This is a genomic window from Mucilaginibacter sp. 21P, from assembly GCF_019331605.1.
GTDB classification, from domain to species: Bacteria; Bacteroidota; Bacteroidia; order Sphingobacteriales; family Sphingobacteriaceae; genus Mucilaginibacter; species Mucilaginibacter achroorhodeus.
In genome coordinates this window covers 1,798,092-1,811,572 of the sequence record NZ_CP063061.1, presented here as the reverse complement: position 1 = coordinate 1,811,572, position 13,481 = coordinate 1,798,092, and the positions used below count along the sequence as shown (strand labels likewise).

General features: G+C 42.3%; 13 protein-coding genes. 5 read left to right on the top strand and 8 right to left on the bottom strand.

Translation table 11 applies throughout. The annotated features are described in order from the left end of the window. The first annotated feature begins 124 nt into the window (after positions 1-124). The gene (locus tag INP83_RS08240) at positions 125-565 is read left to right on the top strand and encodes a sterol desaturase family protein (RefSeq protein ID WP_219127031.1); all 441 of its coding nucleotides are present in this window, start codon (positions 125-127) and stop codon (positions 563-565) included. On the opposite strand, the gene INP83_RS08235 is transcribed toward INP83_RS08240, so the two are convergent. Together INP83_RS08235 and INP83_RS08230 are read right to left on the bottom strand one after the other, a co-directional pair. Next, on the bottom strand, positions 555-974 hold the full coding sequence (locus INP83_RS08235) for a putative toxin-antitoxin system toxin component, PIN family (RefSeq protein ID WP_219127030.1): 420 nt from the start codon (positions 972-974) through the stop codon (positions 555-557). The genes INP83_RS08240 and INP83_RS08235 overlap by 11 nt on opposite strands. Continuing rightward, complete coding sequence (locus tag INP83_RS08230) at positions 964-1,176, bottom strand: hypothetical protein (RefSeq protein WP_219127029.1); 213 nt, start codon at positions 1,174-1,176, stop codon at positions 964-966. The genes INP83_RS08235 and INP83_RS08230 overlap by 11 nt, the downstream gene beginning before the upstream one ends. Positions 1,177-1,266: 90 nt before the next feature. Between INP83_RS08230 and murB the strand changes: the two genes are divergently transcribed. Next, the gene (gene murB / locus INP83_RS08225) at positions 1,267-2,286 is read left to right on the top strand and encodes a UDP-N-acetylmuramate dehydrogenase (protein ID WP_219127028.1); all 1,020 of its coding nucleotides are present in this window, start codon (positions 1,267-1,269) and stop codon (positions 2,284-2,286) included. Between the two features lie 271 nt (positions 2,287-2,557). Further along, positions 2,558-3,097, top strand: a complete 540-nt coding sequence (locus INP83_RS08220) for an RNA polymerase sigma factor (RefSeq protein WP_146268787.1) — start codon at positions 2,558-2,560, stop codon at positions 3,095-3,097. 161 nt (positions 3,098-3,258) lie between these two features. Here the strand turns inward: INP83_RS08220 and INP83_RS08215 are convergent, their stop codons facing one another. The 4 genes from INP83_RS08215 to INP83_RS08200 are packed head-to-tail and all read right to left on the bottom strand — an operon-like array spanning position 3,259 to position 5,587. Then, positions 3,259-3,495, bottom strand: coding sequence for a cytochrome b5 domain-containing protein (locus INP83_RS08215; RefSeq protein WP_219127027.1), 237 nt, complete (start codon positions 3,493-3,495; stop codon positions 3,259-3,261). Then, a complete protein-coding gene (locus INP83_RS08210) occupies positions 3,495-4,169 on the bottom strand; it encodes a lycopene cyclase domain-containing protein (protein ID WP_255563280.1) in 675 nt (224 codons plus the stop codon). The genes INP83_RS08215 and INP83_RS08210 overlap by 1 nt, the downstream gene beginning before the upstream one ends. Then, a complete protein-coding gene (locus INP83_RS08205; RefSeq protein ID WP_146268790.1) occupies positions 4,169-4,744 on the bottom strand; it encodes a hypothetical protein in 576 nt (191 codons plus the stop codon). Before INP83_RS08205 ends, INP83_RS08210 begins: the two co-directional genes overlap by 1 nt. Before the next feature lie 9 nt (positions 4,745-4,753). Further along, positions 4,754-5,587, bottom strand: coding sequence for a phytoene/squalene synthase family protein (locus tag INP83_RS08200; protein WP_219127026.1), 834 nt, complete (start codon positions 5,585-5,587; stop codon positions 4,754-4,756). A 27-nt stretch (positions 5,588-5,614) separates the two neighbouring features. Here INP83_RS08200 and INP83_RS08195 point away from each other — a divergent pair, with 27 nt between their 5' ends. Beyond that, positions 5,615-7,141: a phytoene desaturase family protein gene (locus INP83_RS08195; RefSeq protein ID WP_370630613.1), complete on the top strand. Its 1,527-nt coding sequence runs from the start codon at positions 5,615-5,617 to the stop codon at positions 7,139-7,141. 82 nt (positions 7,142-7,223) lie between these two features. After that, positions 7,224-8,201, top strand: coding sequence for an integrase core domain-containing protein (locus tag INP83_RS08190; RefSeq protein ID WP_219127024.1), 978 nt, complete (start codon positions 7,224-7,226; stop codon positions 8,199-8,201). 202 nt (positions 8,202-8,403) lie between these two features. Here the strand turns inward: INP83_RS08190 and dnaE are convergent, their stop codons facing one another. Together dnaE and INP83_RS08180 are read right to left on the bottom strand one after the other, a co-directional pair. Next, positions 8,404-12,030, bottom strand: coding sequence for a DNA polymerase III subunit alpha (gene dnaE / locus INP83_RS08185; protein ID WP_255563279.1), 3,627 nt, complete (start codon positions 12,028-12,030; stop codon positions 8,404-8,406). Positions 12,031-12,053: 23 nt separating this feature from the next. Continuing rightward, positions 12,054-12,932, bottom strand: a complete 879-nt coding sequence (locus INP83_RS08180) for a hypothetical protein (RefSeq protein WP_219127023.1) — start codon at positions 12,930-12,932, stop codon at positions 12,054-12,056. Positions 12,933-13,481: the final 549 nt, after the last annotated feature.

Genomic DNA, 13,481 nt, shown 5'->3' with positions numbered 1-13,481 from the left:
TAGTTCATTTGATTGATTATCAATTATTTATAATAAAAAATTAAGAAATGAACGTTCGAAATCGAACACTTAACGTACGGCATCAATACATAAAACAGCTTTGGAATTTAGCGGTTAATTACACATGCAAATACTGATAAATATATCAATATTACTGGGTACCATCGCCACGATGGAACTCCTCTCATGGGCTATGCATAAATATCTCTTCCATGGGCCGCTTTGGTTTATCCATAAAACCCACCACCAGCAACGCCACGGCTGGTTTGAATTGAACGACCTGTTCAGCATTGGCTTTGCGGCAATTTCATTATGGCTGATGTGGACAGGCCGCAAGACATTTGATTATCATTTTTGGATAGGTGCAGGCATCAGCGTTTACGGCATCATTTACTTCATCTTCCACGATTGGTTTATCCATAACCGCTTTAAAGCCTTTAAGAGCACTAACCGCTACCTGTTAGGCATCAGGAGGGCGCATAAGATACACCACAAATCCACAGAGAAAAACCCTTCGGAAGAATTTGGGTTGCTTGTGGCGAGTAAGAAGTGGTTTAGGAATTGACTTCCAAAATAAAGTCAGACAATAAAATGATCTTGGTCTTACCAAAAGGATTTAATTCCAAAAGGTCGTTGTCCCCGGTAATTAAATAATCAGCTCGCCCATCTTTTGCTAAGGAGAGTAGGAAATTATCTTTCTCGTCACGACATGCAGTTACTACTGAATCGACTTCTATAAACTCTGCAAAGTCGTTTATAATATCTAAAATCTCGTCGACAGAGTTTCCGGAAAAATACTTTATAAACTTAGGACGTCGGCTTACTTCAATAAATTCTTTTAATAATTCCTCGCTGAATAATAACCTGACTTTTTTTGAAAGAATTAATTGAGTCAAAAAAGAATGATCTTTCCTAATGAGGAAACTGATCCATAAATTAGTATCAAGAATAACTCTTAATCCCCTACTTGGCATTGCGGCTTTTCCTAACAGCCTCTACTTCTGCTGTGATATCATCAAGAGAAGGTGTTGTGTCATACTGCGAACGTAAACCATCCAATACTTTTTCAAACCTTTTTTTTGGGCTCTCTTTTATATTAATCAAATTCATGTCGGCCAAATCTTTTAAAAGCTTAAGCGCTTTGGGGTTCACTATTTCAATTTTCAGTGTGTCCATAAACAAATATAGATTATGAAGAGATAACAAACAATCTTACAATAGTTTCATGTTGTTATCAATTCCAACAAATTTCCCGAAATTCGCCTCATGCTGCAAATACAGGAAAATGTATCCCTCAAAAACTTTAACACCTTTGGTATTGATGTAAACGCACGTTACTTCGCTGAGATAAACCACGAAGCAGGTCTGGTTGAGCTTTTTGCCGACCCGCAGTGGCACAAAGTGCAGCGCCTTGTAATGGGCGGCGGCAGCAACATGCTTTTAGTGAATGATTTTGATGGGTTAGTTATCCGGTTAAATATTCGCGGCATTCAGCACCGCATTAGTCATGATGATGTTCATGTAGATGCTGGTGCCGGTGAGGTTTGGAACGACCTCGTTAATTATTGTGTTGCCCACGGCTTTGCCGGTATGGAAAATTTAAGCCTCATCCCGGGTTCGGTTGGTGCCTCGCCTATCCAAAACATTGGTGCATACGGTGTAGAATTGAAGGATGTATTTGAAAGCTGCCACGCTTTTGAAATAGCTACCGGCGAGTTTCGTACGTTCAGTAAGGATGATTGTAAATTCGGCTATCGCGAAAGTGTGTTTAAAGCGGAGCTTGCCGGGCGGTTCATCATTACTTCGGTAAAGTTTAAATTATCATTGGTGCCACACCTTAATTTAAAATATGGCGCCATTGAGCAGGAGCTTGCTAATAGAAACATAGAGAACCCTACCCTTAAGGATGTATCGCAGGTAGTATCACACATCCGTGTATCTAAACTGCCAGATCCATCTACCATTGGCAATGCGGGCAGTTTCTTTAAAAATCCGGTCATCAGTCGCGCTGATTTTGAAGCCCTGATATCCAAACATCCCGATGTTGTAAATTATCCCGCGCCTGATAACATGGTAAAACTCGCTGCCGGCTGGCTGATTGAGCAATGCGGTTGGAAGGGAAAACAGGTAGGCCATACCGGCACATGGAAGAACCAGGCATTAGTATTGGTAAACCACGGCGGCGCTACGGGCGAAGAAGTGTACAATTTTTCGTCGCAAATTATAGACAGTGTGTACGATAAATTTGGCGTTTTACTACAGCGTGAAGTAAATATCGTACGGTAAAGCGTTTCCTGAAATCAATTTTCTTCAAATTTAATTCATTTACAAAAACTTAATGCAGCAATTATGTGTTGTTAGTTTTAGGTTGCAAATAACCTTAATTACAGTTGTCATAGTATTGTAAACCACTTGTTTTCAGTAGCTTAAATTTCTTTTTAGATATAAAAGAAATTTCCTTCAATTTAGGTAAGCGTATTAGTCTCTTCTCCATTTTCATTCAATTTTCATTACTGGTATCGTGTTTGTATAAACCTTGATACAAAACATTAACAGAATGACAAAGATTGAGTTTAACACCCTGGTATTACGTCAAGCAAGTTCATTAAGGTCTTATGCCTTGCACTTCACTCATGACGCCGACGATGCTAACGACCTTGTTCAGGATACGATGTTGAAAGCGATAACTTATTACAATAAGTTTAAAGAAGGTACTAACCTTAAAGGTTGGTTGTACACCATCATGAAAAATACCTTCATCAACAACTACCGCCGTTTTGTTAAGATGAGCACTTTTGTAACCAAAAGCGATGAGATATCATCTCCAAACCTGGTATTCAGTTCAACTAAAAACCAAGGCGAAGCTAAATTTGTAATGGACGATATTAAACGCGCTTTAGACCGTTTACCATCTGATTACTATGTGCCTTTCACCATGTATTTTGAAGGCCACAAATATCACGAGATAGCTGACCATTTAGATATTCCTATCGGAACTGTAAAAACCCGTATCCACGTAGCACGCAAATTGCTTAAAAAGAATTTGAAAGCTTATGATAACGGTGTAGCAAAACCGGTTTACGCTGAGATCGATTAATTATAAAATAAACTCAATATATATAGCAAGAAGCTCGTTGTAAAACGGGCTTTTTTTGTTGCACACTAACTCATGTCATTCTGAGCGATAGCGAAGCATCTGTTACACCTTATGCAAGTTGCCCATTAGATACTTCACTACGTTCAGCATGACAAATATGATTAGCCTAACTTCCCTATAGCTACAAACTTTTCAAACACACCTTCTGTATGTGGTGCATCAGCTAACTCTTCGGTAAGGTCTTGCCCGGCCCAGTGTTCATAGTGTTTACCATTGCGCCATAAGCGGCTTTCGGTAACATCATAGATTATGCCTTTAAAGGCCACCCATATCTGCGGTTTATCCTGCCCGTTTCGGAGTGCCAGTTGTGAACGTGAATAAATAGGGAGATCGTTCATCAGAGCGTTGCTTTGCGATTTTTGTAATATTCGTAAAAAGCTATGTTCATCAGCAACAATGCCATGCTGTAGAAATGGTCTTCAAACGGTATGGTTGTTACCCTTATAGCCATGTTCTGCGCATTATTATACAATACAACCGGTATTGATGTAAGTAACCCATTTACAATATAAAATGGTAAAAGAGAAACCAAGTAGGCCAGATAAAATCTCGGCAGCCAATTTTTTTTAAAGGTAACCAGTAAAACCACCGGCAACAACGCAAAGGTTACTGCGGTGTAAAGCCTGTCATGATAAATTGCCAATAGCACCAGAGAAACTATTATCAGCATAATAGATATGCCTTTACCGGCGTTCTGCGGTAACTGCCACTTTACATAGTAATTTAAGCAGGCATAAATAAATATACATGCAAATGGTACGGTAAGGAAGAATAGTATCTCTTCTAACGGTAAGCCGAAAAAATGAAGGCCGATAATATATTTATCATTGAACGACCATACGCCGTAAATGGTGAACAATACATCCCAAAACAAAAAGACGAAGCCCGTGATGGCCATTCCCGGCCAGATGTAGCGCCATGTTTTTGCAAAGGCCACCCTTTTATCAAAAGACAGCACCACCGGAAAAAATATGGTAAGTATGTTGATGATAAGGTAGGTGTATAGCTTCACTACAATGCGGCTAAGTGTTCTTTCAAATTGGCGTTTTCCGCGGGTGTGCAGCGTTTAGACTCGAGCAGAAAATTGATAATGGTTTTGACCAGTGCCTTATCTGCCGATGAATAATACTTACGGTCAATCTGTTTGATGATCTCTTCCCTATCAGCCGTAAGATTTTTGTTGATGCCTAAAAACTTAGGCACGTTATGCTCAATTGAAAATCGCATAAAACGGATCTCGATATTATGCGGGTCAGCTTGTACGGCACCCTTGAAGGTTTTTTCGCTGTCGTTGAGGTATTTGATCTTATAATAAGGATTCCAGGCGTGTTTGGCTTTCAATGCTTCAAGCGTGCCCATGTAGGCATTTAACAATGCCGACCGGTCTTTTATTCCCGATAAATGCGTGTACAGAGAATCGGTTGTTTTTTTACTGTCCAACGCGGTCACCAGCAGCTTTCTTATTTTATGAACTTCGGTATCGGCTACATGATCAAAAGTGAATGCTGAGGTGGTGAACATAACTGTAACGGCAAGGACGGAAACCCACAACCAAATTTTACGAGGTATAACAACTACGCCACTCATGGGTATCAGTTAAATAAAGTTGAGCTTCCGGTGCAGCAGGGCCTTACAATACAGGCCTATCTTTTGCGTATCAGAAACCCTTATGCGTTTCTCAATAATTGTATGGGCCGAAGTTGCACTTATTTTTTTAAAAAGCTGTAGGTAGTAGATGTAAGCTACGTAAACACCTAACCGGCTGCCCGCCGGCAGTTGCTTAATGCCAATTAGGGCATCGTCGAAATCCTGCTTTATATCTTTCTCAATCAGTTTTTTATCTTCCTCGGTAAAATTGCTAAAATCTACCTCGGGAAAATAAGTACGTCCACGGTCTTCATAGTCAGACTTAATATCACGCAAAAAGTTTATTTTCTGGAAGGCCGAACCCAAACTGCGGGCGCTTGGCACCAGCCTGTCATACAATGCTGAATCGTTCTCGCAAAAAATACGCAGGCACATAAGGCCAACTACTTCTGCAGAACCGTAGATGTATGTTTTGTAACCATCATCATTATAGGCTGTCTTGTCAAGATCCATACGCATGGATAGTAGAAACGCCTCAATAAGATCTTTTTCAACGCCATACTGATTAACCACTTGCTGAAAAGCCTGCAGTACCGGATTGGTGCTGATGCCCCTATCGATAGCCTTAAAGGTTTCCGCCTGAAAATCATCTATGAGTTCGCGCTGGTTGTGCCCGTAAAAAGTATCAACAATTTCATCAGCATATCTAACAAAACCATAAATAGCGTAAACAGGATAACGAAAACGTTTGTTAAAGGCGCGTATACCGGTACTAAAAGACGTACTGTATTTTTTAGTTATAACTTTACTGCACTCAAAACAGGTTTCGTCAAATAAGTTCATTACCCAAATGTACAAAATGAAAGGTGTATTGTTTTTGAGCAAGGTGAATGTAATTGTTTTAATTTGGCTACGATGAACAAAACAGAGCGGGTAGTGGTAATAGGCGCTGGCTTTGCCGGCCTTGCTTCGGCGTGTGTACTGGCTAAAGATGGCTATAAGGTTACCGTTTTAGAAAAGAACGACCAGCCCGGTGGCCGTGCCCGTGTTTGGGAAAAAGACGGATTTACATTTGACATGGGCCCAAGCTGGTACTGGATGCCAGATGTCTTTGATAATTTTTTCGCTTTGTTTGGCAAAAAGGCAAGTGACTTTTACGACCTGAAACGGCTTGACCCCGGCTATCGTATTTACTACGGCAAAGATGATGTACTTGATGTACCCGCAAACATGCAGGAGCTTGAGCAACTTTTTGAGTCGATTGAACCGGGCAGCAGCAAAGGCCTGCGCGAGTTTATGAAACAGGCCGAATACAAGTACAGGGTAAGCATGAGCGATTATGTTTTTCGCCCGTCGCATTCCATTACCGAGTTTATAGATCTTCAGCTGATACGTAAGAGCTTTAGCATGCAACTACTAACCAGTATGAGCAGCCACGTGCGTAAATATTTTAAAAACCCTAAGCTGATAAAAATGCTGGAGTTCCCGGTGCTGTTTTTGGGAGCAACCCCAAAAGATACACCGGCCATGTACAGCATGATGAACTATGCCGACCTTGCATTAGGCACCTGGTACCCTATGGGCGGCATGAACGAGATCGTTAAAGCAATTGTACGCATTGCTACTGATTTAGGTGTCTACATAAAGCTGAATACTGAGGTTACCCGCTTAGTGGTAAGCGACGATAAAGTAAGCACCATACAAACCACGAATGGCGCTTACCAGGCTGATATGGTAATATCAGGAGCTGATTATGAATATACCGATCAGCACCTGTTGCCAAAGCAGGCTGCCAATTATACTGCCAAGTATTGGGATACACGTACTATGTCGCCTTCAAGTTTGTTATTTTACATCGGTACCAATAAAAAGGTTAAGGGCATACAGCATCATAACCTTTTCTTTGATGAAGATTTTGACCGCCACGCAAACGAGATCTACAAACAACCACAATGGCCAAGCGAACCGTTATTCTACGTTTGCTGTACTTCAAAAACAGATACCGCTTGTGCTCCTGAAGGTGGCGAAAACCTTTTCTTCCTGATGCCGATTGCACCGGATCTGAAAGATGATGAAGCTACGCGTGATCGTTATTTTGATTTGCTGCTGGATAGATTTGCACGCATTACCGGTCAGGATATCCGAAACAACATTGTTGTAAAAAGAAGCTATGCAGTTGATGATTTTAAAGCCGATTATCATTCATTTAAAGGAAACGCTTACGGATTGGCAAACACGCTTGCGCAAACCGCTTTCTTTAAACCGGCGATGCGCGCCAAGCACGTTAAAAATCTGCTGCATACCGGTCAGTTAACCGTTCCCGGACCGGGTGTACCACCAGCATTGATATCGGGGCAAATAGCAGCTAAGGAAGCGATGAAGATGATGGGGGAATAAAAAAATTAAAGAGTATGTCATTGCTGTAAAGGTCAATTAATTCGGTAACAGAATTAGCTTTAAAGAATAAAGCAATATTGTTATGCGGAACATTAATAATGACCTTACGTTAAAGCGGAATTATCTGAGCAAATACCGTTTTCTGATCAGCGAATACGAGCAGGTCAAACGCAGGGAACATCCTGTTTATCGCTTTGCCAGGGATTTCTATTTGGCCCATGATACCGATGCCCGAGCGTTTTTGAAATACTACAATCTGTTCAAACAATCAGGCAATGAGCTTGATCTGCTCCCGCAGAAGCGCGGGCCGAAGTACGGCAGTCGCAGGCCTTCTCCGGTTGAGGAACAGCAAGTGCTCGAATTGCGGGATAAAGGCTGCAATAAGTTCGAGATCAACAGCCAGCTCAGGCAGAAATCCAATACCTTTACACCATCGCCATCAGGTATTTACAATATTCTGAAGCGCAATGGGCGTAACCGTTTAAAACCGGTTGACAGGGAAATCAAACAAAAGATCGTCAAGGAGCGCATGGGCCAGTTAGGACATATCGATTGCCATCATTTAAGTAAAAGCGTTATACGCGGACAAAACAGAAAGCTGTACCTGCTTTGCGTACTGGATGACTACAGCCGCCTGGCATGGGCACAGGTGATGACAGATATCACAGCACTCACTACGATGTTCACCGCAATGCATTGCATGCAGGCGCTCAAACGGGAGTTCGGCATCCAGATGGAGGAGATCATTGCAGACAACGGCCCGGAGTTCGGAACGGCTGTAAGTCAAAACAAAATGAACCACCCTTTTGAGCGTATGCTGGTCGAAACAGGTATCAAAAGAAGATATATGAAACCCTACCGGCCGCAAACTAACGGCAAGGTTGAACGCTTCTGGCGGACGCTCAAAGAGGACCTGATCGAAGATACAGACTTCGATAGCCTCCAGGAACTGGAAGATGAACTGCTTAAATACCTCGTTTACTATAATTGGGAAAGACCTCATCAGGGTATCGGTGGAAAGAAACCTATTGATATGGCTACCCTAAACAACAAAAAATAATACCTAATTCTGTTACCGAATTACCTAACCCTTACAATTCCGGGGAGCGATAGCGACGTGGCAATCTCATCGCGTTTATACTCTGTATTTGAGGAGATTGCCGCTCTATCGCTCGCAATGACAAGGTGGTAAACATAAAAAGCCACCCGACTATAGGGCAGCTTTCTATAAATTCCATTAATTCTTGAGATCCGGGTTCAGACTATGCCAACACAGCCCTTGCGTTGGTTAGGTTATAAATATCATTCATCAGGTCATCACTTGGGCTTACGCGGAAAAGCTTGGAGAACAGATCAACCGTCATCGCTTCTTCTCCGTCCATGATTTTAAAGCGTAGCTGGCAGCTTTTGGCTGGGTACTTTTCGTTGTTCTGATTGATCACTTCTATCAGGTTATCCAACAGTTGATTATTCAGGTTACGTACATCAAGGCAAACGGTTAATGATTTGCTCAATTTATCACGCATCTCTGATAAAAGGCTCATGCTGGTCACCCTAAGGTCCCAATTGTCTTTCTGGCGGAATTTCTCCTCTATATTGCCTTTAATATGCAGGAAGTAACCTTCAACCATCATGTTACGGAACTTCACATAATCTTCACCGAAGAAGGCAAATTCGTAAGAGTCGTTGTAATCTTCCAGTACAAATGCCCCAAATGGTTTACCCATTTTTGTGAACCTATGCTGCACACTTGATACTAAACCGCCAATGCATATTTCGCCGCGTTTACGTAATTCGGCAAATTTGGCCATTATTGCATCGCCACCCTCACCGGAGCGCGCTTTTTGGAGCACCTTAAGTTCTGTTATGGTAGTATTACAATACTTATCCAGTTCCAGCTTGTAATTATCTAAAGGGTGACCGGTTAGGTATATACCTATAACGTCCTTCTCATATTTTAACTTTTCGATCAGGCCCCACTCCTCACATTCGGGCATGGTGGGTTCCGGAATGTATGAAGCAACGGCACCGCCAAATAGAGATGCTTGTGAAGTGTTCTGGGTATTCTGATAATCGTTGGAGTATTTAATAAGTCGCTCTACCCCGGTAAGCAGGCCATTTTCTGTTTTGGCAAAAAACTGAGCACGCTTTAAACCAAACTCGTCAAATGCGCCGCCGTACACCAGGTTTTCGTATGATTTACGGTTAACGTTACGCGTGTTTGATCGCTGGGCAAAGTCATAAACAGATTTGTAGGGACCACGCTCAATACGTTCTTCAATAATGCTTTCTACTGCCTTTTCGCCTACCCCTTTAACCCCGGCCAAACCGAAACGGATAACGCCTTTTGCATTGGCAGTGAACGACATGTAACTTTCATTAATATCAGGCCCCAAAACCTCAATGCCCATGCGGCGGCACTCTTCCATGAAAAAGGTGATCTTCTCCATGCTGTTCTGGTTATTCAATACCGCTGCCATGTACTCAGCAGGATAATGTGCTTTAAGATAAGCAGTTTGGTAAGCAACAAAGGCGTAACATGTAGAGTGAGACTTATTAAAGGCGTATTGCGCAAATGCTTTCCAGTCTGTCCATATCTTCGTCAATTTATCTTTGGGATGGCCTTTTGCCATTGCGCCATCCATAAACTGGGCTTCCATTTTATTAAGCACCTCAATCTGCTTCTTACCCATTGCCTTACGCAGCACGTCGGCATCACCTTTACTAAAGCCTGCAAGTTTTTGCGATAAAAGCATTACCTGCTCCTGGTACACGGTAATACCGTAGGTTTCACCCAGATACTCCTCCATGTCCGGCAAGTCGAATACGATCTCTTCCTGCCCGTGCTTACGTTTGATAAAGTTTGGTATGTACTCTATCGGGCCCGGTCGGTAAAGTGCATTCATGGCAATTAAGTCCTCAAACTTATCGGGCTTAAGATCGCGCAGGTACATTTGCATACCGTCGCTCTCAAACTGGAACGTACCGTTGGTATCACCACGTTGGTAGAGCGCGTAAGTGGTCTCGTCGTCCAGCGGGATGTAATCTATATCAATCTCCACATTGTGGTTCTGCTTGATGAGGCGTAAGGCATCTTTAATGATGGTAAGGGTCTTCAAACCCAAAAAGTCCATCTTGATAACGCCTGCATCCTCAATTACACGGCCATCATATTGGGTAACTAAGAGGTCGGAGTCCTTGGCGGTAGCAACGGGTACAATTTCCGTTAAGTCATAAGGCGCAATGATGATACCCGCAGCATGTACACCGGTATTACGTACTGATCCCTCAAGCTTTTCAGCCTCGCGAAGCACAATCCCTTTCAGATCGTTGGATTTGTAGATCTCCTGCAACTCAGGCACCTGCTCAATAGCCGTTTTTAAGTTGATACCTAATGTTTCGGGCACAAGCTTCTTTAGTGCAGTAACATCGCTAAGCGGCATATCCAAAACACGGCCCACATCCTGTATACTGGTACGTGCAGCCATTGAACCGTAGGTAATGATCTGCGCTACCTGGTTCTTACCATATTTATCAACCACGTAATCGATAACCTTTTGGCGACCTGCATCGTCAAAGTCCGTATCAATATCGGGCATTGATTTACGATCCGGGTTCAGGAAACGCTCAAACAGGAGATTGTACTTTAGCGGATCAATATTGGTGATACCAATACAATAGGCCACTACAGACCCTGCCGCAGAGCCACGGCCCGGACCAATGAACACGCCCATATCGCGGCCTGCCCTAATGAAGTCGGCAACGATGAGGAAGTAGCCCGCAAAACCCATGGTACGGATGGTGAACAACTCAAAGTTTATACGTTCCTCGGCCTCGGGGCTGATGTCTTTATAACGCTCCTTCGCACCCATAAAAGTAAGGTGCTTAAGGTATTCCCACTGATTTAGCGTATCGGCGTCTGGTGTGCTTTCGCTATGGATCTTAAATTCCTGCGGTATAACGTAGTTAGGAAGCAGGATATCCCTTTTAAGCTTAAGGGTTTCTACTTTGTCAACTATTTCGTTGGTGTTATCTAACGATTCAGGGACATCATGAAAAAGCTGGCCCATTTCGGCCTGCGTTTTAAAATAGAACTGATCGTTAGGGAAACCAAAACGATAACCTTTACCACCTTCTTCGTCAGTAGCAATAGGTGTGCTTTGCATGTCACCTGTGTTTACACAAAGCAAAATATCGTGGGCGTTTGAGTCCTGCTGATCTACATAGTGAGAGTCATTAGAGCAAATAACTTTAACGCCATATTTTTTGGCAAACTTTAACAGGGTGTTATTGATGATCTCCTGCTCGTGGATCTCGTGGCGTTGCAGCTCGATATAATAATCCTCACCGAACAGGTCTAACCACCATTTAAATTCTTTTTCGGCGGCTTCTTCCCCATCCCGCAAAATGGCCTGCGGCACTGATGCTCCAATACAACAGGTAGTAGCAATAAGGCCTTTGTGGTATTTTAATATCAGTTCTTTATCAATACGCGGCCATTTGCTGTAAAGCCCCTCCATGTAGCCTAATGAACACAGTTTCACCAGGTTTTTGTAGCCCTCAGGGTTTTTTGCCAGGAAAAGTTGGTGGTAGCGCTTGTCTTTTTTCTCTTTGGTAAATTGCTTTACGTGCCTATCATCAACCACGTAAAATTCGCAGCCGACAATGGGCTTCACGTTGTGTTTCCCCGCCTCGGCTACAAACTTAAACACACCGAACATATTACCGTGGTCGGTAATGGCAAGCGCTTTCATACCATCTGCAGCGGCTTTTTTGTAAAGCTTGCTGATGTCTGCAGCGCCATCAAGTAACGAGAATTGGGTATGTACGTGTAAGTGAGAAAAATCGGGCATAGCAACAAAAATCCAGTGGAGTACAAAGTTACTCAAACTGGATTTTATAAGTTACTGTTTTATTTAACTTTTATCGAGAAATAATCGTGGTACACCGTCCAGGTATCAGACATAGCCCTCCATAACTCTACGTTTAAAACTTGATTTTTAGGGTCATACGTAGGTATAAACGAACTTTTATAGGTGGCTTTAATATCCGCTATCGGGCGTTCGCCGAAGGTAAAGTCCAACCCATCTGTTGAGTAACCCATAAACAATCTGCCGCCGGCACCATAGAGTCCGTTATTGGTAGTTGCCACTAACATGATCCATACTTTATTTACCTTACGCACCTCTAAGTGCCATGGCTCCTGAGTCTCTCCCCATGGCCTGTTGGCAATCTTCACCAAGTCGTATCCATTGGCTTTATCTGGTTTAAAGCCGGTGGTTAAGTTGTCTGAACTCATCCTTCTGATAGCCCTTTCTGTAAAGTAACTACCTTTGGCAGCTTCATCTGTACTTACGCCGTAACAATAAAACTTACCTTCGTCTTGTATTATAGAAGGTGCAATTACGTCTACTGACTTAGCCGGCCATGAGCAAACCAATTTTTTCTCTGACCAGTTAACACCATCACTGGTTTTTTCAAAAAATAATGCACGGCCTTTTTCTACGCCGTTTTGACGCCAAAAACAGTATATGCTGTTATCAGCCGCGTTGTAAAAAAGAGATGGATCTGAATTGTAAGCACCACCTGTAGGGGGAAGATTGATGACGGCCGTTTTTTCATCGGGCTCCCTCCAGTTTATGCCATCATTTGAACAAAATGAAGTTGGGTTTTCCCATTGATTGTCCCCATTTGGGTAAGGGGTTATAGCCATCCAATAAAAATAACCATTCCATTTAACCGGAAAATGTAATACAGACGGGTGAGTCCAGCCAATTCCCAAAAGTTGCATAGTAATAGGCACCGTGTTGTTTTTGCAGGAAAAAGCAAACGCATTAAGAGGAATTCTATTTGTGCTTGGTGTGAACTCTATACTATTAAGGTCAAGAGTGGAAAATGTTGTAGGGTTTGTTGGTTGTGGATTATCTACTGATTGTCCGGTCTTAGGTTGATCAACTGTTTTTACTGGTTCTGTTGGTTTTACGATTTGTCCTTTTCTACAAGAGGACATGACAAGGCACAAAGCCATGACAGCAAGAAATAGCTTATTCATTATAGGGGGTATTAAACTGCTCTTTTTTTTTGAGCGCACGAAGATACCTTTGGGGCCTTACTTTAGCAACTGACTTAAAGCGATTTAATAATAATTTAATAATGATATTTCCTGTTAATTAATTTATTCTCAAAGGTTATGATAATAAGCAAAAACTCACTTCCAATAATGTATTAATTCATTTACTGGTTAACCAATAAAAACAAAAGGTAAAGCAAAATGTTAACGGATTAGTACCCCAAACTAAGCTTTACTGCAGGTATTAATTAACAATCTAATAATCAATCC